20 protein-coding genes and 2 tRNA genes are annotated in these 26,367 nt (G+C 45.1%); 16 read left to right on the top strand and 6 right to left on the bottom strand.

The window, feature by feature from the left end; translation table 11 throughout:
- Positions 1–20: 20 nt before the first annotated feature.
- The 13 genes from ftsH (at position 21) to rpsO (ending at position 12,752) form a co-directional block, all read left to right on the top strand.
- Positions 21–1,994 (top strand): ATP-dependent zinc metalloprotease FtsH, encoded by a 1,974-nt coding sequence (ftsH, locus tag K5Q99_RS00630; protein WP_220775724.1) that lies wholly within the window; start codon positions 21–23, stop codon positions 1,992–1,994.
- Positions 1,995–2,203: 209 nt separating this feature from the next.
- Positions 2,204–3,037 carry a dihydropteroate synthase gene (folP, locus tag K5Q99_RS00625; RefSeq protein ID WP_106651351.1) on the top strand — a complete coding sequence of 278 codons (834 nt, stop codon included), beginning with the start codon at positions 2,204–2,206 and terminating at the stop codon, positions 3,035–3,037.
- Positions 3,038–3,117: 80 nt separating this feature from the next.
- Entirely contained in the window at positions 3,118–4,455 is a 1,338-nt protein-coding gene (gene glmM / locus K5Q99_RS00620) for a phosphoglucosamine mutase (protein ID WP_106651350.1), read from the top strand.
- Positions 4,456–4,649: 194 nt separating this feature from the next.
- Positions 4,650–5,432, top strand: a complete 783-nt coding sequence (gene tpiA / locus K5Q99_RS00615; protein WP_006082720.1) for a triose-phosphate isomerase — start codon at positions 4,650–4,652, stop codon at positions 5,430–5,432.
- 1 nt (position 5,433) lies between these two features.
- Positions 5,434–5,769, top strand: coding sequence for a preprotein translocase subunit SecG (gene secG, locus K5Q99_RS00610; protein WP_006082719.1), 336 nt, complete (start codon positions 5,434–5,436; stop codon positions 5,767–5,769).
- A gap of 11 nt (positions 5,770–5,780) precedes the next feature.
- Positions 5,781–5,867, top strand: a tRNA-Leu gene (locus K5Q99_RS00605).
- A gap of 82 nt (positions 5,868–5,949) precedes the next feature.
- A tRNA-Met gene (locus K5Q99_RS00600) sits at positions 5,950–6,026 on the top strand.
- 173 nt (positions 6,027–6,199) lie between these two features.
- Positions 6,200–6,655, top strand: coding sequence for a ribosome maturation factor RimP (gene rimP / locus K5Q99_RS00595; protein WP_006082718.1), 456 nt, complete (start codon positions 6,200–6,202; stop codon positions 6,653–6,655).
- Between the two features lie 29 nt (positions 6,656–6,684).
- Complete coding sequence (gene nusA, locus K5Q99_RS00590; RefSeq protein ID WP_106651347.1) at positions 6,685–8,184, top strand: transcription termination factor NusA; 1,500 nt, start codon at positions 6,685–6,687, stop codon at positions 8,182–8,184.
- 25 nt (positions 8,185–8,209) lie between these two features.
- A complete protein-coding gene (gene infB, locus K5Q99_RS00585) occupies positions 8,210–10,852 on the top strand; it encodes a translation initiation factor IF-2 (RefSeq protein ID WP_220775723.1) in 2,643 nt (880 codons plus the stop codon).
- Positions 10,853–10,909: 57 nt separating this feature from the next.
- Entirely contained in the window at positions 10,910–11,368 is a 459-nt protein-coding gene (gene rbfA, locus K5Q99_RS00580; protein ID WP_014620813.1) for a 30S ribosome-binding factor RbfA, read from the top strand.
- Positions 11,368–12,333 carry a tRNA pseudouridine(55) synthase TruB gene (gene truB, locus K5Q99_RS00575; RefSeq protein WP_220775722.1) on the top strand — a complete coding sequence of 322 codons (966 nt, stop codon included), beginning with the start codon at positions 11,368–11,370 and terminating at the stop codon, positions 12,331–12,333. The genes rbfA and truB overlap by 1 nt, the downstream gene beginning before the upstream one ends.
- Before the next feature lie 149 nt (positions 12,334–12,482).
- Positions 12,483–12,752 carry a 30S ribosomal protein S15 gene (rpsO, locus tag K5Q99_RS00570; protein ID WP_106651344.1) on the top strand — a complete coding sequence of 90 codons (270 nt, stop codon included), beginning with the start codon at positions 12,483–12,485 and terminating at the stop codon, positions 12,750–12,752.
- A gap of 167 nt (positions 12,753–12,919) precedes the next feature.
- Here rpsO and K5Q99_RS00565 read toward each other — a convergent pair whose 3' ends face one another.
- Complete coding sequence (locus K5Q99_RS00565; RefSeq protein ID WP_006086938.1) at positions 12,920–14,974, bottom strand: putative bifunctional diguanylate cyclase/phosphodiesterase; 2,055 nt, start codon at positions 14,972–14,974, stop codon at positions 12,920–12,922.
- Between the two features lie 195 nt (positions 14,975–15,169).
- Between K5Q99_RS00565 and pnp the strand changes: the two genes are divergently transcribed.
- Together pnp and nlpI are read left to right on the top strand one after the other, a co-directional pair.
- Positions 15,170–17,272, top strand: coding sequence for a polyribonucleotide nucleotidyltransferase (gene pnp, locus K5Q99_RS00560; RefSeq protein ID WP_220775721.1), 2,103 nt, complete (start codon positions 15,170–15,172; stop codon positions 17,270–17,272).
- A 192-nt stretch (positions 17,273–17,464) separates the two neighbouring features.
- Entirely contained in the window at positions 17,465–18,367 is a 903-nt protein-coding gene (gene nlpI, locus K5Q99_RS00555) for a lipoprotein NlpI (RefSeq protein WP_220775720.1), read from the top strand.
- 977 nt (positions 18,368–19,344) lie between these two features.
- Here nlpI and K5Q99_RS00550 read toward each other — a convergent pair.
- Genes K5Q99_RS00550 through K5Q99_RS00540 form a run of 3 tightly spaced genes read right to left on the bottom strand, consistent with a single transcriptional unit; the run spans position 19,345 to position 21,834 of the window.
- Positions 19,345–20,586 carry a tyrosine-type recombinase/integrase gene (locus K5Q99_RS00550; RefSeq protein WP_024015921.1) on the bottom strand — a complete coding sequence of 414 codons (1,242 nt, stop codon included), beginning with the start codon at positions 20,584–20,586 and terminating at the stop codon, positions 19,345–19,347.
- A gap of 1 nt (position 20,587) precedes the next feature.
- Positions 20,588–20,857, bottom strand: coding sequence for a hypothetical protein (locus K5Q99_RS00545; protein ID WP_001267005.1), 270 nt, complete (start codon positions 20,855–20,857; stop codon positions 20,588–20,590).
- A gap of 2 nt (positions 20,858–20,859) precedes the next feature.
- Complete coding sequence (locus K5Q99_RS00540; RefSeq protein ID WP_000497805.1) at positions 20,860–21,834, bottom strand: ParM/StbA family protein; 975 nt, start codon at positions 21,832–21,834, stop codon at positions 20,860–20,862.
- A 482-nt stretch (positions 21,835–22,316) separates the two neighbouring features.
- Here K5Q99_RS00540 and mobI point away from each other — a divergent pair, with 482 nt between their 5' ends.
- Positions 22,317–22,742, top strand: a complete 426-nt coding sequence (gene mobI, locus K5Q99_RS00535) for a conjugative transfer protein MobI(A/C) (protein ID WP_024008864.1) — start codon at positions 22,317–22,319, stop codon at positions 22,740–22,742.
- Positions 22,743–22,802: 60 nt separating this feature from the next.
- On the opposite strand, the gene iteS is transcribed toward mobI, so the two are convergent.
- Positions 22,803–25,073 carry a S8 family anti-phage peptidase IteS gene (gene iteS, locus K5Q99_RS00530; protein ID WP_157825789.1) on the bottom strand — a complete coding sequence of 757 codons (2,271 nt, stop codon included), beginning with the start codon at positions 25,071–25,073 and terminating at the stop codon, positions 22,803–22,805.
- The gene (locus tag K5Q99_RS00525; RefSeq protein ID WP_023266703.1) at positions 25,063–26,196 is read right to left on the bottom strand and encodes an AAA family ATPase; all 1,134 of its coding nucleotides are present in this window, start codon (positions 26,194–26,196) and stop codon (positions 25,063–25,065) included. Before K5Q99_RS00525 ends, iteS begins: the two co-directional genes overlap by 11 nt.
- Positions 26,197–26,367 lie beyond the last annotated feature (171 nt).

Genomic DNA, 26,367 nt, shown 5'->3' with positions numbered 1-26,367 from the left:
GTTAATAATCGCAAGACTTAATGAGGTCTAGTAATTTGAGTGACATGGCAAAAAATCTAATACTCTGGGTTGTCATCGCCGTTGTGCTGATGTCAGTGTTTCAGGGTTACTCCCCCTCTTCTTCGTCATCGCAGAAGATGGATTATTCTACCTTCTTAGATAATGTCCGTGATGGACAGGTCGCAACTGTTGAAGTTAAGAGCGACCAACGTACTATTGAAGGTGCTAAACGAACTGGTGAAAAATTCACTACTATCATGCCGTTATATGACCAAGATTTAATTAATGATCTTGATCGTAAAGGCATCACTATGAAGGGCCAAGAAGCCGAAGAGTCAGGGTTCCTTACCCAAATCTTCATCTCTTGGTTCCCGATGTTATTGCTTATCGGGGTATGGATTTTCTTCATGCGCCAGATGCAAGGCGGCGGTGGCAAAGGCGCTATGTCCTTTGGTAAGAGCAAAGCCAAGCTGATGAGCGAAGATCAGATTAAAACTACTTTTGCCGATGTTGCTGGTTGTGATGAAGCAAAAGAAGAAGTGAAAGAGCTGGTTGATTACCTGCGTGACCCAACTAAATTCCAAAAATTGGGCGGCCGAATTCCAACGGGCGTACTTATGGTGGGTCCTCCAGGTACAGGTAAAACCTTGCTGGCGAAAGCCATTGCGGGTGAATCTAAAGTGCCTTTCTTCACTATTTCAGGTTCTGATTTCGTGGAAATGTTTGTTGGTGTCGGTGCATCCCGTGTGCGTGACATGTTTGAACAAGCGAAAAAGTCTGCACCTTGCATCATATTCATCGATGAAATCGATGCGGTCGGTCGTCAACGCGGTGCGGGTTTAGGTGGTGGTCATGATGAACGTGAGCAAACACTGAACCAAATGCTGGTTGAGATGGATGGCTTCGAAGGTAATGAAGGCGTTATTGTTATCGCGGCAACTAACCGTCCAGACGTACTCGATTCTGCGTTATTACGTCCGGGTCGTTTTGACCGTCAAGTGGTCGTTGGTTTACCAGACGTGCGTGGTCGTGAGCAGATTTTGAAAGTGCATATGCGTAAAGTACCGCTTTCTGAAGATGTGAAGGCGAGTGTGATTGCTCGTGGTACGCCAGGTTTCTCGGGTGCTGATTTAGCTAACTTAGTGAACGAAGCTGCCCTGTTTGCGGCTCGCGGAAATCGCCGAGTTGTAGGCATGGAAGAATTTGAGCGTGCAAAAGATAAAATCATGATGGGTGCTGAGCGCCGCTCTATGGTGATGTCTGAAGCCGAAAAAGAAATGACTGCATACCATGAAGCGGGTCATGCGATTGTGGGTTGTTTAGTTCCTGAGCACGATCCTGTGCACAAGGTCACTATCATTCCTCGCGGCCGTGCGCTGGGCGTGACTTTCTTCTTACCCGAAGCTGACTCAGTCAGCCAGAGCCGTCGTAAGCTAGAAAGCCAAATTTCGGTTGCTTACGGTGGTCGTTTAGCTGAAGAGCTTATTTACGGCAGCGAAAAAGTGTCGACTGGCGCATCACAGGACATCAAATACGCGACATCTATTGCGCGTAACATGGTGACTCAATGGGGCTTCTCGGACAAACTAGGTCCATTACTCTATGCCGAAGAAGACGGTGAAGTGTTCTTAGGTCGCAGCATGGGTAAAGCCAAAGCCATGTCCGATGAAACTGCGACTATCATTGACGCTGAAGTGAAAGTCTTTATTGACAAGAATTACGCGAGAGCGAGACAGATATTGACCGATAACCTCGATATTCTGCATTCGATGAAAGAAGCTTTAATGAAATACGAAACTATTGATTCACTTCAAATTGATGATTTAATGAAGCGTCGTGAAGTACGTCAACCGGCCGATTGGCAAGTTGATGACAATGGTTCTAACGATAAAGGCAATGGTCATGGTGAGCCAGCTGAGAAAGCTGCAGATACTGTGACTAATGCATCTGATGAACCGGACTTGAAAGAGCCTGATGAATCACCTGCTAAGTAATTTGTTGTGAAATAAAAGAAAACCCCGTAAAGGGGTTTTCTTGTTTTACCTTGTAAGTAATTTGACTGCGCTGTCATTTATCCACTTTGCCGTTACTGATATTTATCCTCTGACATCATTACCTTGGATAGAAAGTGAAGGCTAAAACTGATGACGCAAGTTATGCCTATAGGTAAAATCGTAAGTGTTCGTATTACTGGAGTAAATGCGTGTTTGAACTGATTGCTGGCACTAAACGCTTCGCGTTATCTTCACCCATTGTGATGGGTATTCTGAATGTCACTCCCGATTCCTTTTCCGATGGTGGTCAATATTCGTCCTATGAACTTGCCTGTCAGCATGCCGATGATATGGTGGCTCAAGGCGCGGGAATGATCGACATTGGTGGAGAGTCGACAAGGCCAGGCGCCGCCGAAGTGAGTTTAGCCGATGAACTTGCGCGGGTGATCCCGTTAGTAAAATATGTGGCGGCGCACCATGATGTGTGGATTTCTGTCGATACCAGTAAAGCTGAAGTCATGCGTCAAGCCGTTGCCGCGGGTGCGCACCTAATTAATGATGTACGTGCTTTGATGGAACCCGGTGCGCTCCAAGCCGCCGTGGAGTTGCACGTTCCTATCTGTTTAATGCATATGCAGGGCGAGCCGAAGAATATGCAGTCTTCGCCGACGTATTATGATGTTATTGAAGAAGTGTCTACCTTTTTGACCGAGCGGGTTAACGCTTGTTTACAAGCTGGGATCCCCCGTGAATTACTTATACTCGATCCGGGCTTTGGTTTTGGCAAAAGCTTAGAACATAACTATGAATTACTTGCAAAACTCGACTCTTTTGCCAAGTTTGATTTGCCCTTATTGATAGGATTGTCCCGTAAGAGCATGATAGGGAACCTTTTAGCAAAACCGACCTCAGAGCGTCTTGCTGGGAGCCTTGCTGGCGCAATGATAGCGGCCCAAAAGGGCGCTCATATCATTCGCGTGCATGATGTTGCTGAAACTGTGGATATGCTCAAGGTGTTACAAGCGACACAAGCGTATTTTTAAGCATCGTTATGCTCTCGTTAAGCATTTAATTAATATTATGATCCCAAATTATTGGGACACATTTGAGTTTGTGGGGCGATATGAAAGAACGTAAATTTTTTGGAACTGACGGTATTCGGGGAAAGGTCGGTTCAGGTCAAATGACACCTGAGCTTGCGCTAAAATTAGGTTGGGCAGCGGGTCGTGTATTGTCCCGCAGTGGTACCAAAAAGGTGATCATAGGTAAAGATACCCGTATTTCAGGTTATATGTTTGAATCGGCATTAGAAGCGGGTCTTTCTGCTGCTGGTCTTAATGTGATGTTAATGGGACCTATGCCCACGCCCGCAGTCGCCTATTTAACGCGTACGTTTCGCGCAGAAGCTGGGGTGGTGATCAGCGCCTCGCACAATCCTTACTACGATAACGGCATTAAGTTTTTCTCGACCGACGGCAGTAAATTAGACGATAACTTAGAGCTAGAAATCGAAGCCGAGCTTGAAAAGCCCCTCGTTTGCGTTGAATCACATCTGCTTGGCAAAGTGTCGCGTATTGAAGATGCTCGTGGTCGTTATATCGAGTATTGCAAAGGTAATTTCCCCGCAGAACACACGTTAACTGGGTTAAAAATTGTGGTCGATTGTGCCCATGGTGCAACCTATCACATAGCCCCCGCAGTATTTCGTGAGTTAGGTGCCGAGGTGATTGCCATTGGTGATAAACCTAATGGGGTTAACATCAATGACAAAGTGGGCGCTACGTCCATGGGTAAAATTTGTGAAACTGTGCTCGCCGAAAGTGCCGATTTAGGTATTGCGCTCGACGGTGACGGCGATCGTATTATGATGGTCAATAGTAAAGGCGAAGTCATTGACGGCGACCAGATTTTATATATTTTGGCCTGTGATGCGAAATCCCGCGGCGTATTGCGTGGCGGCGTGGTCGGTACTTTAATGTCGAATCTTGGGCTTGATTTAGCTTTGCAAGCCTTAGATATTCCCTTTGCGCGTTCGAAAGTGGGTGACCGCTATGTGATGGAATTGCTGAAGGAACTCGATTGGCGCATCGGCGGTGAAAACTCTGGGCATATCCTTAATCTTGACCACGGCACAACTGGTGATGGTATTGTTGCTGGGATTTTAGTGTTAGCGGCCATGCGCCGCCAAAATGCCACGCTAGAACAACTGACTTCTGCGATGGAAATGTTGCCACAGGTATTAGTCAATGTGCGCTTTGAGGGCGAGCATGACCCGCTTCAATCAGATAAAGTAAAAGCGGCACAGGCTCAGGTTGAGTCAGAGCTTGGTGTTCGTGGTCGAGTGCTATTACGTAAGTCAGGTACTGAACCTTTGATCCGTGTCATGGTAGAAGGTGACGATCATAGTACAGTATTGGCGCACGCAAATTTGATTGCGGATGCGGTAAAATCGGCAAGCTAATCTTTGCCTATTTAATAATGAGTGCGGCTGATACCAATTTAAAATTAAGGTGTTAGCTGCACAAATGAACAGAAATCAGCTTTTGAGTCTAAAAAACAAGCACTCCAACCTGATATCTGAAAAAATTCGAATTTAGCTATTGTAACTTAATAAGTGGTTCGCTATTATTCACGCCGCTTTCAGAGGAGACAGTGATGGCACTCAGACGTCCTATGGTAGCTGGCAATTGGAAGATGAACGGCAGTGCGGCATTAGCCCAAGAGTTGTTCAAGAAATTTGCCTCTAAGCTCCAAAATGATTCAGCTGAAGTGGTTTTATGCCCGCCTTCTATCTATCTAGAGAGCGTCAGGCAACTGCTAGAAGCAAACAAGGAAGCGTTAGACGGTTCACTTGTTAGGATGGGCGCGCAAAACCTAAGTCAACATGACTTTGGCGCTTATACCGGAGAAGTTTCAGGTCAGATGCTCAAAGATTCAGGATGTCGATATGTGATTATCGGGCATTCAGAACGTCGCCGTATGTACGGAGAGACGAGTAATATCGTAGCGGAGAAATTCGCCGCTGCACAAAAGCATGGCTTAACTCCTATTTTATGTGTGGGTGAGTCAGGTCCAGCGCGTGAAGCAAGACGTACCTTTGAGGTGATTGCTGAAGAGTTGGACATAGTGATCCAGAAAAATGGCACTATGGCTTTTGATAACGCCATTATCGCTTACGAGCCACTTTGGGCTGTAGGAACAGGTAAAAGCGCTACACCAGAGCAGGCACAAGAAGTTCATGCGTTTATTCGCAAACGCCTCTCTGAAGTATCTCCGTTTATCGGAGAAAATATCAGGATTCTCTACGGTGGTAGTGTGACACCGAGTAATGCTGCAGATTTATTTGCCCAACCTGATGTTGATGGTGGACTGATTGGCGGTGCTAGCTTAAACTCTAGCGAGTTTTTAAGTCTATGTACCATAGCGATGAGCGCATAATATGTATGAAGTTCTAGTAGTTATTTACTTGTTGGTTGCATTAGGTCTGATTGGCTTAGTATTAATTCAGCAAGGTAAGGGAGCTGACATGGGGGCCTCTTTTGGCGCCGGTGCATCAGGTACTCTGTTTGGTTCAAGCGGTTCAGGTAACTTCCTGACACGCACTACGGCGATTCTTGCCATTGCGTTTTTCACTCTAAGTCTGCTGATTGGCAACTTAAGTGCAAACCACGCAAAAAATGAAGATTCATGGAAAAATTTAGGTTCAGACACTGAGCAGGTGACCCAACCTGTTGAGCAAGGAACCCAAAAGTCAGAAACGAAAATTCCTGACTAGTAAAAGGTGTCGCCGAGGTGGCGAAATTGGTAGACGCGCAGCCTTGAGGTGGCTGTGACCTAACGGTCGTGCGGGTTCAAGTCCCGCTCTCGGCACCAAATATAACTAAGATAGGCGAGATAAGTTCTCTCTTAGTTATTGCAAGCAAAGACGATAGTCAATATACTTGCACACAGTTGACGCGGGGTGGAGCAGCATGGTAGCTCGTCGGGCTCATAACCCGAAGGTCGTCGGTTCAAATCCGGCCCCCGCAACCAGCTCCTAGTAACGAATAGTGTTTGAATTCGTTATGGTTTACAGGTTCTTGAAATTAATGACCTCGTGATTACGGGGTTTTTTGTTATCTGGGACTTTTAAATTTGTCGCATGCTTCGTATGTGGCGTTGTACTAGGGCTATTAAGCCCTTTTTTGTTTTTTCGGGGGTCAATCTTGGCAACGTTAGAATTCAGACTGGCAGAAATGCTCAAAGTACCTGTGGAAGCATTAGGCTTTCAGCTATGGGGCATTGAATATGTTCAAGCGGGTAAGCATTCCACACTGCGAGTGTTCATTGATGGTGAGAATGGTATCAATATTGAAGATTGTGCCAATGCAAGTCGCCAAGTCAGTGCTGTACTCGATGTTGAAGATCCTATTTCTACAGAATATACCCTAGAGGTTTCTTCGCCAGGTGTTGATAGACCCTTATTTACTGCTGAGCAGTATGCGGGCTATGTGGGCGAGGATGTAAAGCTTCAATTGACTATGCCGGTTGACGGCAGTCGTAATTTAAAAGGCGCCATCACTGCGGTCGACGGGCAAATGCTCTCGCTGAAAGTGAATGGTAAAGAGTTAGTTGTCGCATTGGATAATATCCGCAAAGGCAACTTAATCGCTAAGTTTTGATGGTTTCAAGGTGAACGAGGCAAGACGAGATGAATAAAGAGATTCTGCTAGTCGCTGAGGCGGTTTCAAATGAAAAGGCCGTTCCACGCGAGAAAATTTTTGAAGCGCTAGAGATTGCTCTGGCCACAGCAACCAAGAAAAAATACGAAGGTGATATTGACGTTCGTGTTGCTATCGACCGTAAAACCGGTGGTTATGATACTTTCCGTCGTTGGATGGTGGTTGATGACAACGGTGCCGCGTTAGAAAATCCTTACCGCGAAATCACGTTAGAAGCGGCACGATACGAAAATCCAGATATCCAACCTGGCGAGTTTATCGAAGACGATATCGAGTCAGTGGTGTTTGACCGTATTACCACTCAAACCGCTAAGCAAGTGATCGTACAGAAAGTACGTGAAGCTGAACGTGCTCAAGTGGTTGAACAGTTCCAAGACCAAGAAGGTGAGTTAATCACTGGTATAGTCAAAAAAGCAACTCGTGAAAGCGTAGTGGTTGACTTAGGTAATAACGCTGATGGCGTGTTGTTCCGTGAAGATTTAATTTCACGTGAATCTTTCCGCCCAGGCGACCGCGTACGTGCATTACTGTACTCAGTACGTCCAGAAGCTCGCGGCGCACAGTTATTTTTAAGCCGTACTAAACCTGAAATGCTAATCGAGCTTTTCCGTGTAGAAGTACCTGAAATTGCTGATGAACTGATTGAGATTATGGGCGCTGCTCGTGATCCAGGCGCGCGCGCTAAAATCGCCGTTAAGTCAAATGACCGTCGTATCGATCCTATCGGTGCGTGTGTGGGTATGCGTGGTGCACGTGTACAAGCTGTGTCGAATGAACTGGGTGGCGAACGTGTTGATATCGTGTTGTGGGATGATAATCCAGCACAATACGTGATCAATGCCATGGCGCCAGCCGATGTGGCCTCTATCATAGTTGACGAAGATAACCATTCAATGGATATCGCTGTTGAAGCAGATAGTTTGGCACAAGCCATTGGACGTAATGGCCAGAACGTACGTTTAGCAACACAGCTGACAGGTTGGGTTCTGAACGTTATGACAGTGGACGATATGAATAAGAAACACCAGGCAGAAAGTGCCAAGGTGGTTGATTTATTCGTTAACTCACTGGATGTCGATGAAGATTTTGCACAAGTACTGGCGGACGAGGGCTTTACGTCGCTCGAAGAAGTTGCCTATGTGCCTGTGTCTGAACTATTGGCGATTGACGGTTTTGACGAAGATCTCGTTGAAGCCTTACGTGAACGTGCAAAAGCGGCGATCTCAACTCGAGCTCTCGCTACTGAAGAAGCACTGGATGGTGTGGAGCCAAGTGAAGAGTTACTAGCACTTGAAGGTGTTGAAAGACACTTAGCCTATGTTTTCGCTAGCAAAGGTATTGTGACTCTAGAAGACTTGGCTGAACAAGGCATTGATGATTTGATCGAAATTGAAGAATTGACAGAAGAAAAAGCAGGTGAGCTCATCATGGCAGCCCGCAATATCTGTTGGTTTGGCGAAGAAGCATAAGTCGATCAACAGGGGGATTTAACTGATGGCAGATACTACCGTAGAGAAATTGGCCACGGAAGTGGGTAAAAGTGTTGAACGTCTGATTGAGCAATTCTCTCAGGCTGGAATTAAGAAAGGCCAAGCTGATAACGTGACTGAAGCTGAAAAGCAGCAGTTACTGGATTATCTGAAAAAGCAGCACGGTGGCGAAAATGCGCCAACGAAAATGACGCTGCAGCGTAAAACCGTATCGACCCTAAGTGTGGCCGGTAATGGTGGTCAATCTAAAGATGTTAAAGTTGAAGTTCGTAAAACACGAACTTTCGTTAAGCGTGATGCTAATGAGGCTACTCTGAAGGCTGAAGAAGAAGCGAAAGCCGAAGCAGAAGCTTTGGCAAAAGCAAAGGCCGAAGCAGAAGCTGCTGCGGCAGCAAAAGTGAAAGCTGAAGCAGATGCTAAGGCAAAAGTGGAAGCAGAAGCCAAGGCGAAAGCTAAAGCAGCAGCCGAAGTGAAAGTGGTTAAAGATATGTCACCAGAAGCAGAAGCGGCTCGTCTAGAAGCTGAACGTTTGAAAGCGGCGCAAGAAGCAGCAACCAAACGTAAGCAAGACGAAGAAGCGGCTAAAGCGGCAGAAACTGCTCGCCTATTGGCTGAAGAACATTCTAAGCGCTGGGCCGAAGAAGAGCGCCAACGTTTAGAAGCCGAGAAAAACGGTGATCACCACATCACGACTTCTAAAGTAGCTCGTGCTGCTGAAGATACTTCTGATCTGGATGAAGAAAAACGCGGACGTCGTGCTCGTAACAAGAGCAACGCCAAAAAACGTGGTGGCAAAGATGCCCGTGACGGCCGTGAAAAACACATGCGTAACCGCAGTACTGCACCTGAGTCTATGGCGCACGGCTTCAACAAGCCAGTTGCAGCGGTAAGCCGTGATGTGCGTATCGGTGAAACTGTTACTGTTTCTGAACTTGCGCATTTAATGGCAGTTAAAGCGACTGAAATCATCAAACAGATGATGAAAATGGGTTCTATGGTCACGATCAACCAAGTGTTGGATCAAGAGACTGCCCAAATGGTTGCTGAAGAAATGGGCCACAAAGTTGTGCTTATCCGTGAAAACGAACTTGAGCACCAAGTGCTTAAAGATCGTGACGATGAAGATGGCATCAAGCAAGAGTCTCGTGCTCCTGTTGTGACTATCATGGGTCACGTTGACCACGGTAAGACGTCATTACTCGACTATATTCGCCGCGCTAAAGTGGCTGCTGGCGAAGCCGGTGGTATTACTCAGCATATCGGTGCATACCATGTTGAAACTGAAAACGGCATGATCACTTTCCTTGATACTCCTGGTCACGCCGCGTTTACCGCAATGCGTGCCCGTGGTGCCAAGGCAACGGATATCGTTGTGTTAGTTGTTGCTGCCGATGACGGTGTAATGCCGCAAACTATCGAAGCAATTCAACATGCTAAAGCCGGTAACGTGCCATTAATCGTGGCTGTGAACAAGATGGATAAGCCGGAAGCGGATATCGATCGCGTTAAGAGCGAATTGTCACAACACGGTGTTATGTCTGAAGATTGGGGTGGAGACAACATGTTTGCCTTCGTTTCAGCTAAGACAGGTGAAGGCGTTGACGAACTGTTAGAAGGTATCTTACTGCAGGCTGAAGTTCTCGAACTGAAAGCGGTACGTGATGGTATGGCTGCCGGTGTGGTCATTGAATCACAATTGGACAAAGGTCGCGGCCCAGTTGCTACGATTCTGGTTCAAGAAGGTACGCTACGCCAAGGTGATATCGTTCTGTGTGGTCTTGAGTACGGTAAAATCCGTGCAATGAAAGACGAGAACGGTCGTTCAATCACTGAAGCGGGTCCATCTATTCCTGTTGAAATTCTGGGTCTGTCAGGCGTTCCGTCTGCAGGTGATGAAGCAACAGTAGTACGTGATGAGCGTAAAGCGCGTGAAGTTGCCCTGTATCGTCAAGGCAAGTTCCGTGATGTGAAACTGGCACGCCAGCAAAAATCTAAGCTAGAAAACATGTTCGCGAACATGACTGAAGGCGAAGTGAAAGAACTGAACATCGTTCTTAAAGCAGACGTACAAGGTTCACTCGAAGCGATTACTGATTCGTTAACCGGTCTGTCTACCGACGAAGTTAAAGTGAACATCATCGCTCGCGGTGTGGGTGCACTGACTGAAACGGATGCAACCTTAGCAGCAGCGTCTAACGCTATCCTGGTTGGCTTTAACGTGCGTGCCGATGCACAAGCGCGTAAGACAATCGACAGCGAAAGTGTTGATTTACGTTACTACAGCGTTATCTATAATTTGATTGATGAAGTTCGTGCAGCGATGACAGGTATGCTGTCTCCTGAATTCAAACAACAAATTATCGGTCTGGCTGAAGTTCGTGACGTATTCAAATCACCTAAGCTGGGTGCAATTGCTGGCTGTATGGTTACCGAAGGTACCATCAAGCGTAGCGCACCAATTCGCGTACTACGTGATAACGTTGTTATCTACGAAGGTGAACTTGAATCGCTACGTCGCTTTAAAGACGACGTTGCTGAAGTTCGCAATGGTATGGAATGTGGTATTGGCGTTAAGAACTACAACGATGTTCGCGTAGGCGACCAAATCGAAGTATTCGAAACCGTCGAGATTGCTCGTACTCTGTAACGATAATAAGGGCGGCTTTAGCCGCCCTTATCAATTTAAGCTATGGTAAGAAATATTATGGCAAAAGAATTCAGTCGTACTCGTCGAATCGCTCAGCAGCTTCAGCAAGAACTGGCTCAAGTGCTACAGCGCGACATGAAAGATCCTCGTATTGGCTTTGTAACCGTGAATGACGTCGATGTCTCACGCGACCTTAGCTATGCCAAAGTCTTCGTGACTTTCTTCGAGGAAGACAAAGCCGTTGTTCAAGAAAAGCTAAACGCTTTGATCAGCGCCGCTCCTTATATCCGCACTTTAGTGGCGGGCCGTATGAAGCTGCGTGTGATGCCTGAACTGCGTTTTATCTATGATAGCTCGCTCGTTGAAGGTATGCGCATGTCTAACTTAGTTAGCCAAGTGATCAACCAAGACAAAGCGAAGCAGCAGCAATTTGGCAGCGAAGACGCATCGGTTGAAGATGAAGTCTTAGGTGATGATGTTGCCGATGATGCAGATGAAACGGAAGGTAAAGATTAATGGCTCGTCGTCCAAAAGGTCGTTTTATTGATGGAATAGTGTTGCTGGATAAATCCACTGGCATGAGTTCCAACTTTGCTTTGCAAAGAGTAAAGCGCTTTTTTAATGCGAACAAAGCAGGGCATACGGGCGCACTCGATCCGTTAGCAACAGGTATGTTACCTGTGTGCTTAGGCGAAGGGACTAAGTTTTCCCAGCATCTGTTAGATGCCGATAAACGTTATTTAGTTACCGCAAAACTGGGTGAGCGAACTGATACCAGTGATTCCGATGGCGAAGTGGTGCAAACCCGCGCCATTGATTTTACTGAGGCGCAGTTATTAACCGCGCTTGATTTCTTCCGCGGCGAGACTCAGCAAGTGCCTTCCATGTATTCCGCGCTTAAATATCAGGGCCAGCCCCTGTATAAATATGCCCGTGAAGGCATTGAAGTGCCGCGCGAATCTCGCCCTATTACGGTATTTGAGCTTAATTTCATCGGTCTTGAAGGCGATGAGTTGACCTTAGACATTCATTGTTCTAAGGGCACTTATATTCGCACTATCATAGACGATCTCGGCGAAATGCTCGGATGTGGCGCCCATGTGATCATGCTGCGTCGCACTCAAGTTGCACAATATCCCTATGCAAGAATGGTTACCTTAGAACAACTTGAAGCGCTTGTTGCCCAAGCACATGAACAACAGATAGATCCGAGTGTTTTACTCGATCCGCTGTTGTTACCTATGGACACGGCCGTGGCCGATTTTCCTGAGGTGAATGTGCCAGATGCAATCGCCCCTTACTTAATGCAAGGTCAGGCTGTTCGGGTGCCCGTTAATGCAGACTTGAAAACCGATGAACTGGTGCGTATCACTTTAGGTGACATCCGCCGATTTGTGGGGATTGGTACTATGAACGAAGACGGCTTACTTGCGCCGAAACGACTCATAGTAATCCATGATGAGCCTGTAGAATCGCATTAGTCTGCTATCCATGAACAAATTAATTAATTTGTTCATGGATTAGTCTCCACCTTTTATTGCGCTAGGGTGGGTTTCTGGGTAGAATAGCGCGCCCTCTGGCTGAGTTAGTGATCGGCTAGAGATTCATAATTATTTATTTGGAGATATACATGTCACTAAGTACTGAAGCAAAAGCAAAAATTTTGGCTGAATTTGGCCGTGGCGAAAACGACACTGGTTCAACTGAAGTTCAAGTTGCTTTGTTAACTGCGCAAATCAACCATTTGCAAGATCACTTCAAAGAGCACATTCACGATCACCACTCACGTCGTGGTCTGTTACGTATGGTTAGCTCACGTCGTAAGTTAACTGCTTACCTGAAACGTACTGATTTAGCACGTTACACTGCACTGATCCAAAAGTTAGGTCTACGTCGTTAATCTCGCGTTGACTAACGTGAAAAAGGAGGCTTAAGCCTCCTTTTTTATTGTCTAAAATTCAGTAGATGATTAAATCAAGCTGTGTAGGATTTAGGCCAGAGCATGTCGATATTATGTCTTTACACTGGCCTTAACGCCGCATAAATCATGGGTCTGATTAAAGAACTCTAAGCACCACGTAGTCCATCTAAAGTGCTTATCGTTGCTGTCTGTGTCGCTATATACAGGGCTTCAAATTCCGCTTGGGGCAAGGGTTGGCTAAAATAGAAACCTTGGCCAACTTGGCACTGATTCTCCTTCAACCAATCCAATTGCTGCTCGTTTTCAATTCCTTCGGCCACAATGGTCAAATTAAGCTGCTTACCCAACATCAAAATGGTCGATGCGATTGCACTATCCCCTGGTAAATCGGACACGAAACAGCGGTCAATTTTCATAGTGGTGATGGGTAAATGGCGTAGGTAAGAAAGTGATGAATACCCAGTGCCGAAGTCATCGACGGCAATACCAAATCCTGCAGATTTTAGTTGCTCAAGTTTAGCGATAGCCAGTTCAATGTCGTTCATCAACGAGGTTTCAGTGATTTCAATTTCCAACAACTCGGGTTGGATTTGATAGCGTAATGCCATCTGCTTGATATCGGGCACTAAACTAGCATCGGCAAATTGTTGTGAGGCAACATTAATCGCAATTGGGATGGCATAGTTATATTTTTTCTGCCACTCCCTCAAGACCTTGCAGCTTTGTTCTATTACCCAGCGTCCAATTGGAATGATGATCCCTGTTTCTTCCGCGACGGGAATAAAAGAAACCGGACTGATGAGTCGCCCATCTTTTTGCCAGCGGATCAGAGCTTCACAGGCAATCACTTTGCCCGTTTGCAGATCGAGTTTAGGTTGGAAATACAGTAAGAATTCGTTGTTTTTTAACGCATCATGCAAAGATGCTTCGGTGCGTAAACGCACAGCTGCGCGTTCTGTCATCTGCTGTTTAAAGAAAGCCCACTGATTCGAGCCTGCAGCCTTAGCGCTGTACATGGCAATGTCAGCGTGACGGATTAAATCTTCGGCGCTGTTACCGTCTTCAGGATAAATGGATATCCCAATTGAGGCCGCAGGATGAATCGCATGCTCATTTAACTGGATTGGCACATTAAGCTGGATCAGTAACTTATCAACAAAGTCAGCGGCTTGATCTGGGGTGTGTACTGTGTCGGCTAAAATTACAAACTCATCGCCACCTAAGCGAGACACTGTGCCTTTATCGCCAACGAAGCGTTCAAGAATACGGGCAATACGGGCAAGAAATTGATCGCCTAATGCGTGGCCAAGGGAATCGTTGATATTCTTAAAACGATCTAAGTCGATAAACATCAAGGCAAAGCTGCGTTTGTGTACTCGCGAACGTTGGATTGTGACTGCGATGGTTTCAAGCAATAGCGTGCGGTTGGGTAAGCCTGTTAGCGGATCTCGGGTCGCCATCTTGCGCAGTTTGGATTGGGTCTGGCTAAATTGGATAAGAATTTGGTTGAATTTAGAGGTCACTAGACCGAGTTCATCATCCTTGTGCGCATTGGACATAGGTAAGAGATTTTCGTCCGGTGAGTCGGGTTCAATCTTATCTATAGCCTCACTGATACGCGCGATAGGTTGAGTCAAGAAACGATGGAAGACGACAGATAATACTAAGGTGAGTAAGAGTGCGCGGGCAAGCGTGGCGAAAAAACTAAATCTTAACTGCGAGAAAAGGGTGTTTGTCAGCTCTTGGGTGTCGTAGAAAACCGTTAATGTGCCAATGAGTTGCTGTTGTTGAGTGCCTTCGAAATAAAAAGGCCGATAGAGTGGGCGAGATATTTCCTTGAGATCATCAAATAATTTGTTACTTAAGCTGATAAAAGTCTGCGAGTTATTCTTTTTATTATTGCTGACTGATACAAACATGGAACCATCGTCCAGCTCGATCACTGCCGAGCCGACATGCTCAACCTTAATGGCACCTTCTAAGGTTTGACGGGCTAAATTGTCATCCAATGCCCAGACGGCATTTGCTGCGGGTTGTTCAACTGAATCAAGGAGTTCTTGCTGCGTAGTCGTGAGTTGTTGTTTGGTTGATACAACGACTAAAGCGATTTCAACAATAAAAATGGCAATGGCAAAAAAGAGGGCAGTAAATACGACTAGGTTAGTTTGTTTCCACGTCAGTGACTTAAAACGGCCTGTCATCGGGCGCATCCTTTATGATAATTATTCACCATCTGCGAGAATTTCCGTATCAATGTAAACCGCAACTCTTTGTTGATTTAACCACTTTAGTGAAAAGTTGCGTATTTGTCATCATTATCTGCTCTTTATCTATTGATCCGATTTGCAGTATACTTACGCGCGTAATTCAAGGTCATTAATTAAGGAATGGGTCACGTGAATCCTATTGTAAAGAGTTTTGAGTATGGTCAACATACAGTCACCCTGGAAACAGGTGTTATAGCGCGTCAAGCAGATGCAGCCGTTTTAGCGAGCATGGGTGACACGACTGTGTTGGTCACTGTTGTCGGTAAAAAAGAAGCAGAAGCTGGTCGTGACTTTTTCCCTCTGACTGTTAACTATCAAGAAAAAACCTACGCAGCAGGTAAAATTCCTGGTGGTTTCTTTAAGCGTGAAGGCCGTCCTTCAGAAGATGAGACATTAATCGCTCGTCTGATTGACCGTCCAATTCGCCCTCTTTTCCCTAATGGTTTCAAAAACGAAGTTCAAGTTATCATTACCGTAGTATCTGTCGATCCACAAATCGAGCCAGATATCATCTCCATGATCGGTACTTCTGCGGCACTGGCTATTTCTGGTATTCCATTCAGCGGTCCTTTAGGTGCTGCACGTGTGGGTTACATTGATGGCGAATACGTGTTGAACCCAAGTGTTGCGCAACTTGCAACCAGCCAACTGAACTTAGTGGTTGCTGGTACTGCTGGTGCAGTATTAATGGTGGAATCAGAAGCCCAAGCATTACCAGAAGAAGTGATGTTAGGTTCTGTTGTTTACGGTCACGATCAACAACAAGTGGTTATCAAAGCGATTGCTGAATTTAAAGCAGAAGCCGGTAAACCAACTTGGGATTGGACTGCACCAACGCAAGATGCCGATTTAGTTGCCCAAATCAAAGAGCTTGCTGAAGCTGGTTTAGGTGATGCATATAAAATCCAAGTTAAACAAGATCGTTATGCTCAAGTTTCTGTTGTTAAAGCAGCAACAAAAGAAGCCTTGTTAGCGAGCAATCCAAGCGTTGATTTACGTGAAGTCGACAACTTGCTGGGTAGCTTAGAGAAGAAAGTGGTTCGTGGTCGCATCATCCGTGGTGAGCCACGTATCGATGGCCGTGAACCAGACATGATCCGTGCCTTAAGTGTATTAGCGGGCGTATTGCCACGTACTCACGGTAGCGCATTGTTCACTCGTGGTGAAACTCAAGCGTTAGTCACTTGTACTTTAGGTACTGAACGTGATGCACAGAAGATTGACAGCATCATGGGCGAGCGCACTAACCGTTTCATGCTGCACTATAACTTCCCTCCATACTCTGTTGGTGAAACAGGCATGGTTGGCTCACCTAAGCGCCGCGAAATCGGTCATGGTAAGTTAGCATGGCGCGGTATCAATGCTGTTATGCCTTCAGCTGCTGAATTCCCATACAGCGTGCGCGTTGTATCTGAAATCACTGAATCTAACGGTTCAAGCTCTATGGCGTCAGTATGTGGTACTTCACTAGCGCTGATGGATGCTGGTGTGCCTATCAAAACTTCTGTAGCGGGTATCGCTATGGGTCTAGTGAAAGAAGGCGATGATTTCGTTGTTCTTTCTGACATCTTAGGTGATGAAGACCATTTAGGTGACATGGACTTTAAAGTGGCGGGTACACGTGATGGTATTACTGCATTGCAGATGGATATCAAGATCGAAGGTATCACTAAAGAAATCATGGATATCGCACTGCAACAAGCCTATGGCGCGCGTGTACATATCCTGAACGTGATGGATCAAGCGATTGGTTCACACCGTGATGATATTTCTGATCACGCTCCACGTATCACTGTTATCAAGATCAACCCAGAAAAAATCCGTGACGTTATCGGTAAAGGCGGCGCAGTTATCCGTGCTCTGACCGAAGAAACCGGCACTACGATTGAGCTGGAAGATGATGGTACTGTGAAAATTGCTTCTTCAAATGGCGAAGCAACCAAAGAAGCTATCCGTCGTATCGAAGAAATCACTTCAGAAGTTGAAGTGGGTCGTATCTACAACGGTAAAGTTATCCGTATCGTTGATTTCGGTGCGTTCGTGAACATTCTGCCGGGTAAAGACGGTTTAGTACACATTTCACAAATCAGTGATGAGCGTGTTGCTAACGTGTCTGATCACCTTGAACTGAACCAAGAAGTTGCTGTTAAAGTAATGGAAGTGGATCGTCAAGGCCGCGTACGTCTGTCAATCAAAGAAGCACAAACTAAAGAAGCTGCAGCTGCTGAATAATGAGTCTTTGACTTATTATAGGCACACACTTTCTAAGTGATTGCATCAAAAGGAGATCAAATGATCTCCTTTTTTGTTTTTGGCATTAAGAAAGTCAGTATTAATCTTGATTCCCCAATAGCAGTCCTGTTGTGGGATTGCTATCATGAAGATTCTTCTGCGTATGTTGGGAATCTAAAAAGGTAGAAATGGATGAGTCTTAAAATTAGAACCGCTGTCGTTGCTGTGCTGGCGGGCGCCAGTCTGTTGTTAGCCGGATGCGCTACCACCCAGTCTCCTTTAGATAACCATAATGATGTTGAAGGTAAATTGGTTATCGCCCCCGTTATGCCCGATTATAAAGTGGAAGTGACGTTAGCGAAGCTCAACGAGATTTTGGCTACGGTTGAATTAACTAATGAGCAGAGAGCCAGATTTCATTACGATCGTGGTGTGATATACGACAGTGTGGGCTTAAGACTGCTTGCTCGCATCGATTTTATGCAAGCGCTGAAGCTGCAACCCGATCTCGCCGATGCCTATAATTTCTTAGGGATTTATTACACTCAAGAAGGCGAATACGCTAGCGCCTATGAAGCATTCGATGGCGTGTTAGAGCTTGCTCCTAATTACGATTATGCCTATTTGAATCGCGGTATTGCCTTGTACTATGGCGACCGTAACGATTTAGCCACTAAAGATATGCAGGCATTTTATGCCGGCGATAATAAAGACGGTTATCGCGCATTATGGCTGTATTTGATTGATTTTAAAGATGATGCTGTCGCAGCTAAAAAACAGTTAGCTGAAAACCGTAAGAATTTAGACAATGATGCATGGGCGACCGTTATCGTTGATTATTATTTAGGTACTAAGAGCCATGATGAGGTGTTTGCTGCCGCCAAAGTCGGCTTAACTCATCCTAAAGAATATGCAGAACGTTTATGTGAGGCTTATTTTTACTTGGCGAAAATGGCTATAGAAAACAAGCAATATCAAGATGCTGCTAACTATTTCCGCTTAGCACTGGCAACCAATATTTATGATTTTGTTGAACATAGATATGCGCGGATTGAGCTCGCTAAAGTTAAAGGTTTGCTCGAAGCCACAAAATAACCCCCTCTGCCCGAGCTCATCTCGGGCTTTGCCTAGCCAAGCTCGAACTGAGGCGCTATAATTTGCGCCTTTTTAGCGATACTAGTGCATAGGTTAACATGTCAGGCAATAAAGTAGAGGTCGATAAACGTCGCACCTTCGCGATCATATCGCACCCTGATGCCGCCCAGCCTTTCAACGCTTAAAACCACCTTTCATTGCACACCACAATCACATCTCTACGTACTGAATTTAAAGGCTTTTTGTCTTTTTCTCGTTTCTTTGCTTTTCAATGATGTTCAAGCGTAACCTCGGAAAGTGTGTACAAACTTGAGTACAAATTCCGTTTTAGAGGCCTTTGGTGAAAATTCCATGACACAAATCTGGCTGTAGGCTTTGTGTTTACTGGGTTTGATGAAGAAAGTACTTCCTGCTTTTGGTACTTTGGTTTCGACATTACAAAAGCGGAATAAATGCGATCATCTCTAGTTTTTTGTTTATAAGTTTATGAATTTAAAGGGTTCGTCATTGTGGTTTTTGATGTGTCATTGTTGCGAGTGTACAAACAGTGTGTACAAATTTTTCTCGTTAGGCGTGTTGATTGCTATTCATGACACAAACCGCCTTGTAGCCCTTGTTATTCATAGGTTTGAGCTGAAAAGTACCTAATAGCAACATTCGTGTTTCGATAAGGCTGATCTTCTGAACAAATCATGCATCTTTCTGACCATCAACAAGTGATGAATCAGGCGATGATAGCTTTACATTGATTTTCTGGAGAATGCAGATGACAGCAGTAGCGCACCAGGTAACCCCTTTTCTAACATCTTACGAAGTGATGGCTCGTTACCACATTAGCTATACGACGCTCTGGCGAAGAATAAAAGATGGCAGCTTGCCGCAACCTCGTATCAACCGAAATACACGAAACAAGCTGTGGCACATTGAAGATTTGGAGGAGTATGAGAAGAAAGAGGACTGAGCCTCTTTCTTTTATTTTATTGTCCGAAACGCCAGTTGAACGGAAAGCCTGTCGGCTCGATGATGGTCTCTAGCTGTTGATACCAAACGTCGTAAGCATGACGCATTTCATCCAGGTACTGATATTGGTTGTAGATAGCATCCAACCCTTTTTTGCTGTGGCCAATCATCAACTCGGCAACTTCTTGCGTCGTGATGGCCGACATTCGCGTTCGCATAGTTCTGCGAAGATCATGCATAGACCAATGTTCCATCTCGACACTAAGCGACCTGCGAGCCCAAATTTTCACATTGTTAGGAATAGTGGTATCAAAGCCATTTGTGGCAAGCTCTTCTTGTCCGTTCGCGGGAAACAAGTAGGTTGATTTGCTCATCTGCATCGCCAGTTCAATCAGCTCAATAGCTGGCTTAATCAATGGCCGCATGATCGGCGCTCCAATTTTCTCACCTTGTTTGCGGATCTCTATGGGCACTGTCCACATTGCAGATTGCAAGTCAAAGTGATGCTTTTCAGCTTGAATGAGTTCGCCCTTGCGCCCTCCCAATAAGAGAAGCAGTTTTATGTAGATGCGATTCTTCTCAGTGATTTTTGACTCATGCAAATAGCGCCAAAGTATCCTGATCTCGTTGTCATTTAGAACCCGAGTTCGTTTGCCTTTCTTACCGCCAACCTTTTTTGCTGTGATCCCAGCGGCAGCGTTAATTTCCAAAATTTGTTCATCAATCAGCCAGTCATAAAACTTGTGCAGCACAGACACCAGACGTTCTGTGTTTGAAGGGGACGACTCCGAAACCTCACGAAGACAGTTTCGCAAGGACAATTCATTGATGTCAGTTAATGGGTACTTGCCAAGTCGGGGCAGCAAATATATTTCACTGCTGCGTTTTTGGTAGTGCCACGTTTTCTCCTTTAGCCCTTGCTTACCGGCAGAGTCTATCCAGTCTCGAAAAATCGATTCGAAGCTTTGATTGGCAGAATACTTGGCCCGTTCCTGCTGTAGGTAGAGCTTGGGGTTTCTGCCCTGGTCGAGTACCGCCCTTAACCTATCCAGCTCATTCCTAGCTTCAGCAAGCTTCATAAGTGGGTAAGTACCAATGTCTACCCGCTGTTGCTTGCCATCGAAACGATAACGAAACTGAAAAACAATTTTGCCCTTGGGCGATACCCGAGCACTTAGCCCATCTCGGTCGGCTTTTACTACGGTTTCTTTTGCTTCTTTATTTAACCTGGCATCGAGCCAGCTAACTGATAACGCCATGTTATAAGCCCAGCCCTAGTTTGGATTTTAATGATTGTTTACGTGATTCTGCTTTGGGTTCTGGCGCTGTACTCATGGAAGTAACGTCACCATCTGGTGCATGGCCATCCACCGGTGCAGATGTCGTGGATAGATTGGGTTGGCTCATGTGAATTAACCCAAAGGTGGCCAGCATCCGCAGACGCTCAGCGCGTTCCCGTGGTGGCGTCTTTTCCAATTCTTTGAGCAGTTCAGGGTGGCTCCCTGGGGGAATGTTGACGACAACTCTCATAATCAGGCCCCATAAAACCAGAAGCCTCGGACGTTCGCCAAAACAGACTGTTCCGGCACGATTATCTTGCTTCGTGAAAAAATCTCCTTGGCCGCTTCCTTATAAGCCATGGCTCCACCTCCGGCGATCAATACCAAGTCCGCATTGATGCTTTCGTCACGCATGGATTGGCGCATGGCTGTAAGAGCAACAGGCGCTACCTTTTTCATGGCAGCATTCAGATAAGGTGAAATATCGACTTTTTCTCCAAATAGCAGGACCTGTAAGTCGCCAGTTCTCATGGCTTTTTCAAGTCGATCCATTCCGACTTTGGCACCGTGATCTTCTGAAATCAGCTTATCAATGGTTTCCAGTAGCACGGACATTGCCTGAAGACTGGTTCCTGATGAGCTGTAGCGAATTTCTCCGGCCTCAAGGGCAACCCAGTCAACAGAAAAAAAGCCGGGATCGATGACGACGACGCGACCTTCTTCAATCAAGCCCAAATCACCACCTGTTTGAACCAGATCCATATAGGCACCGGCAGGCTGCGGCAGCACTTTGACGTCATGAACGGTGATGCTGCGTTTAGGCGTCACTTGATGGACACCTTTTAGGCGCTTCACAAGGTCAGATTTACGTTGTGGTTCATGAAACTGGGAAACCGGTAATCCAGTGACAACCAAATCGATGGATTCTGTTTCAGCCATTAACAAGGCGGCATGAAAAAGTGCCTTATAGGTTTTTGTGGTGGGATATTCCGGGTGAAGCTCTCGTTCCCAGCCTTGAAGGCGTCCAGCAGGAACACCAGCGGCCCAGCGCTCATTATCGACTGACACATACAAACAAGTTTCATCATCGCCTCCACCGATACGCTCTGGCATACGATCCGCAGGACCGGCACCCGCAGGCAGAATAATGGTTTTCGGTTCACTGCCTGATTGGCCAATTGCCAGCTTCAGGTTTGAGTAACCGATATCTACGCCTAGTACAAACATACTTATCTCCTGTGCACTCAAAGTGCTCTAACGGTTTTCAATCAACCGCACTGGCCACGCTTGGGCATTTCCAAGTGCTCTGGCGGTTCACTCAAATGTCATTATCAGGATTCGGTGCACTGGCGGTGGGCAGAAAGGTGACAAATCCTTTCATCTATCTGCCTATTGCATTTTCGCAAAAGTATGAGAATAGGCTCTGTTTGGCGGCGGATGACCTAGTCAAAAAAATCGAGACGCCAAACGTCGTTTGCATTCTGGCCTGAACTCGCCAAACGGTTTGTATCTTCATGACGATACGTCTTTTCAGGCATTTTTATGTGAAATCAGACTGTATCCCTTGTCGGGTATGGGATTGAGCGAGTCGATTTATATCGAGACGCCAAACAGTGATTGTGACGGCAGTTTTACGTTTGGCGTTTCGATCCAAAAGCCAAACGGATAGTGGTTTTGGCTTTTGGGGTTAATTGGATGGGGAAATTGGTTTGGTAGAAATCGTCAATGAACAATGGAAAGCAGAGGTATCAGATTTACTTCAGCAAGAAACAGACAGGCTAAAAGCGCTGGCACGAGCTGAAGTTGATGACTTTTGGTTTACCCATTACAAGGTTCGCGAAAATGCGCCCTTTAGAGATTGGGGGCTGCTTGGTGTCCGTATCAGAGACTTTAAGTATGGCTTTGGCATCGAGTGGTACATCAACAGTTTTCACGGTCAACGAGGCAAACGCGTGGTATTTAGCAAGGGGCTGCGTATCTCAAAGACGAAGTTGAGATACTCATTTTTGGACTGCCAAGGTTTGGCCAAAGAATGGGAGTTAGCGCTGGCCATGGAGAAAGAAGAATTGTTCAGTGATATTCGACGCCAGGTTGATAAGCTCAACATGCTGCGTCGAAGGGTTAATGCATATTGAGATCGTAATCTTCGTAATAGTTGTGAACTAATTAAGATTACGACCCACAATTATTATGCCTCATAACTGTTGCTGGATAGTAATTGGTACATTTACTGCAACTGGGTTTAGTATCCAGCCATTAGTCTTTAGCAATCTCACAGCATCACTGTAAAGATTTGTTCCTTCTTTGATTGATTTTATTGTAACAAGTAAAACTGTTTTTTGAGGCGTCGCCGGATTTTGTTCTTCTGCCCTGATGGTCGATTCCATCTTGAGCTTCCATGCAGCAACTCCAGTACCTTGAGGATATCTTTTCTTGTGAGCTTTTGTAGGTGACCACTTAAAGGAGTTCTTTAGCTGGTTAATTTCATATAAGTCTTTTTTCTCAGAAGGCAAAGGCGGTACTTTTCCCTTAAATATAGTTTTTAGCTCCCCTGTTTTTTCGTCCAGAACATCTTTTGTTTCCCCCATTGAGACGCTAATGTTTACACGACTGTATTCTGAACCAAAAGATCTATCAAAAGGAGGCGAATAAACCAGTGTCATGGCTACTTCTCCCTTAAACATTCCAGCTTCTTGAACTGAAGTTGGCAATGGAATTGGACTTCGCTCAAACTCAACTAATCCATGCCGAACATCGACTTCAAACATCAGTGTGATTTGATCATCTGTGCAATAGAGTAAGTCGTCGATATCTCCAGGCTTTCCAAACCCTGTAGAATACTCGTAACCATTGCAGCCAAGTACTGCTGAATGAATTACTAGTGCTTTTACCTTCTCAGGTGTAGCGACAATTGTTCCGTCTATTGATTTCCATGCATTTGCCGCTATAGAAGAAACTATAGGGGTAGCAAAACTAGTCCCAACAGATTCGAACATTTGGTTGTCTGGCCCACATGATAAGACTCCTATTTGTGCAAAACTTCCGCTTGGAGTGCAGTTTCCTCCATAATGGATCACTTCTGGTTTTGGAGTAAATGCAGGTCCTGGGCCGATTCTCGAAAATGGTGAACATTGGCCTGTTTCAGAAGCGGACAGAGGGTTTTCCTTATGAGCCATTGATCCAACAGTTAATGCTCTTAATGAATCTCCTGGTGAGGATACTCGACTTTCACGGAGCTTTTCTTCTTCAGGTTTGCTCGAAGTAAACGAATTATGATTTCCTGAAGCAACAACAAACAGAATACCATGCTTCTCACTGAGGTCATCAAGGAAGCATCCAAAGTCCGAAAACGCATTAAGTGGAGTTGGCTCTGACCGACCTATTGATAAATTCCAAATTTTGATTTCGGGAAATTCTTCAACTGCTTCTGAGATCATATCCATCAGATCGTCTTCGGAAGCGCTTCCTGATGTATCAAATACGGTAATATCAACTAGTTTTGCTTGCGTGTTAGGGAAACCGCTACCTTGATAGTTTAGAGAGCTTGGAGAGGCAATTAACCCTCCTACCATTGTGCCATGAGATGTATCAAGCAGGTCTTCAGGTACAAAAGACTTTCGACCTACGACCCACTTATTAATCTGTATTGATTTCCGGCAAATACCCGAGTCAACAACAGCTACCACCGGATAATCAACGCCTGTTGTTGGGTCGGGTAGCAATAAATTGTCAATCGGACCAACTGGGCTTGTCGCTAATTTATAGTCAGTAGGAGTGTAGGTTGGCATTTCTTCGATAGAGCGCACAGCAACGTTATTTGCCAAGTTTTGAATAGAGAGTTTGCTCTTGGCTTTTACCGTGTGAAATCTGGTATGCGGCGAAAACTCTCTAAAAGTGATATCGAGAGATTCGTTTGCAGTTGATTCATCAAAGTAGTTCTTAACAACAGCATTCTGGCTGTCTTTTAAGTGATCAAATAGATGAATTTTGTATTTCTGAACACCAAAATCATCGTCATCTAAACTGCTAACTTGAAGCCTATCTTCACTTGAAAATACGCTAATCTCTTCAATTGCTGCGATATCTGGTTGAACTGTTTTTGCCCTAGATTGAACTCTCTGTCTGAGTTGGCCTAACCCCTCCTCATTAGCGCTAACGAGCAAAATTCCAAAATCAGCGCTTCCAATGATAGGGCAAGTATTATCTTTAAATACATTGTCTGGTCTGTGCGATTTAGCCAATGCATTCTCTAGTAACCTGACTTTTAGAACAGCGGGCACGTTGGGATGCGATTGAAAGTGCTGTTTTAGTTCTAAAGTAGACTTATCTATATCCGATTGCAGTTTATCAACCAACTCCTTGGTAACTTCGCGAAGTGGCTTTGGTCCGCTTTTGGGAGGTGGCGTTTCCCTGAAATCGCGTTGCGTAATTTTTACAGCTTGTATTGGGTTATTTTTATTGCTCATTTTCATCCCTATTTAGCAAGTTTGATATTTTTCCTGTAGACATTCCAAATATTTTTGAAAGCAGTCGCACTGTAAAAAGTTCTGAGTTTAGATTTTTCAACTCTACTAATTTGTCCGTGGCTTCTTTTTCAGACTCAATTACATTTGAGTATCGAACCATTGCAATTCGATACAACAACTCTTGCTCAGTAGTCTGATTTTCATCATTCAAAATCGCTTTTCTTTTTGCTGCAACGCATATTTGAGCAATAATTGCTCCCGATAGTCCAACTGAATGCTCAACTGTTTTCTGTAGCTTAGATGGAGAAAACTCTGCTAACTCATTACGGTAAATCTGTTCTCTTGTAACAGAATCTGGAGCATTTAGTTTAATTCGAAGCTCGAAGCGTCTCCAAACAGCAGGATCCAACAATTGTTCGTGATTTGTTGCGGCAATGATTATTGTATCTTTAGGAAGTGCATCGATGTTTTGAAGCAGACTGACTACCACACGTTTTAACTCTCCCAACTCATGTTGATCGTCTCTTGCTTTAGCTAAAGCATCAAATTCATCTAAAAACAAAACGCATGGCTGCTGCGATGCAAAGTCAAAAAGTGATCTTATATTCTTAGATGTTGAGCCAAGAAGCGACGATACCAAAGAATCGCAACGAGCAGTGAACAACGGTAGTTCAAGTTGTGCGGCTACATTGTGAGCAAGTAGTGTTTTACCGCAACCAGGAGGACCATACAACAATAGCGATGGGGCACTACTTAGGCCTGCATCAGCTAATTTTTCTGCTTTTAAAACAAAGGAAATAAATTCATCAACTTGAGCTTTAGTTGTTGCATCAAGAACTGCCATACCAGAATGATTAGACCCTGGATAGGTAATATCAGCTAACGCCATATGGCTATCTTTATCAACAGGTGCTCTCAACTGCCTTGCTGGCTGTGCCGATGCTAAGTTATAGCCAGAAGCCAGAAGACTATCGGACATGGAAGTTCTTAATCGTTTGGCAATCTTATGCTCTCCATCACTTTCTAATTTGTCTGCAAGAAATTCTGTATAAGCTTTTACCTGATTGATCTTTCCAAGCACTCCACCTTCAATAATTTTTGATAATTCTCTCGCATACTTCATTTTTAGGCCTTTATGTGAACATAGGTGCTGAATTTTGAACATAATAGCACTTAATTGAATTTTGGTTTAGGTTTTGTGAACGCATTTTAGCTGGGCTTCGTCAGTAGTTACGTGAAAAAGCTTAATTCAATCCCCTGTTACACAGAGGTGGTACGTTATGCCAACAGGGGC

The sequence above is a fragment of the Shewanella hafniensis genome (assembly GCF_019655335.1).
Lineage (GTDB): Bacteria > Pseudomonadota > Gammaproteobacteria > Enterobacterales > Shewanellaceae > Shewanella > Shewanella hafniensis.
This window is presented reverse-complemented; position numbering and strand designations above follow the sequence as displayed.

What these genes read in the sequence shown, in the direction of transcription:
- infB (WP_220775723.1), top strand. Translation starts at nt 8,210, where the DNA reads ATGGCAGATACTACCGTAGAGAAATTGGCCACGGAAGTGGGTAAAAGT.
- truB (WP_220775722.1), top strand. Translation starts at nt 11,368, where the DNA reads ATGGCTCGTCGTCCAAAAGGTCGTTTTATTGATGGAATAGTGTTGCTG.
- nusA (WP_106651347.1), top strand. Translation starts at nt 6,685, where the DNA reads ATGAATAAAGAGATTCTGCTAGTCGCTGAGGCGGTTTCAAATGAAAAG.
- secG (WP_006082719.1), top strand. Translation starts at nt 5,434, where the DNA reads ATGTATGAAGTTCTAGTAGTTATTTACTTGTTGGTTGCATTAGGTCTG.
- tpiA (WP_006082720.1), top strand. Translation starts at nt 4,650, where the DNA reads ATGGCACTCAGACGTCCTATGGTAGCTGGCAATTGGAAGATGAACGGC.
- K5Q99_RS00525 (WP_023266703.1), bottom strand. Translation starts at nt 26,196, where the DNA reads ATGAAGTATGCGAGAGAATTATCAAAAATTATTGAAGGTGGAGTGCTT.
- iteS (WP_157825789.1), bottom strand. Translation starts at nt 25,073, where the DNA reads ATGAGCAATAAAAATAACCCAATACAAGCTGTAAAAATTACGCAACGC.
- K5Q99_RS00545 (WP_001267005.1), bottom strand. Translation starts at nt 20,857, where the DNA reads ATGAGAGTTGTCGTCAACATTCCCCCAGGGAGCCACCCTGAACTGCTC.
- K5Q99_RS00540 (WP_000497805.1), bottom strand. Translation starts at nt 21,834, where the DNA reads ATGTTTGTACTAGGCGTAGATATCGGTTACTCAAACCTGAAGCTGGCA.
- K5Q99_RS00550 (WP_024015921.1), bottom strand. Translation starts at nt 20,586, where the DNA reads ATGGCGTTATCAGTTAGCTGGCTCGATGCCAGGTTAAATAAAGAAGCA.
- glmM (WP_106651350.1), top strand. Translation starts at nt 3,118, where the DNA reads ATGAAAGAACGTAAATTTTTTGGAACTGACGGTATTCGGGGAAAGGTC.
- rbfA (WP_014620813.1), top strand. Translation starts at nt 10,910, where the DNA reads ATGGCAAAAGAATTCAGTCGTACTCGTCGAATCGCTCAGCAGCTTCAG.
- ftsH (WP_220775724.1), top strand. Translation starts at nt 21, where the DNA reads ATGAGGTCTAGTAATTTGAGTGACATGGCAAAAAATCTAATACTCTGG.
- rpsO (WP_106651344.1), top strand. Translation starts at nt 12,483, where the DNA reads ATGTCACTAAGTACTGAAGCAAAAGCAAAAATTTTGGCTGAATTTGGC.
- K5Q99_RS00565 (WP_006086938.1), bottom strand. Translation starts at nt 14,974, where the DNA reads ATGACAGGCCGTTTTAAGTCACTGACGTGGAAACAAACTAACCTAGTC.
- nlpI (WP_220775720.1), top strand. Translation starts at nt 17,465, where the DNA reads ATGAGTCTTAAAATTAGAACCGCTGTCGTTGCTGTGCTGGCGGGCGCC.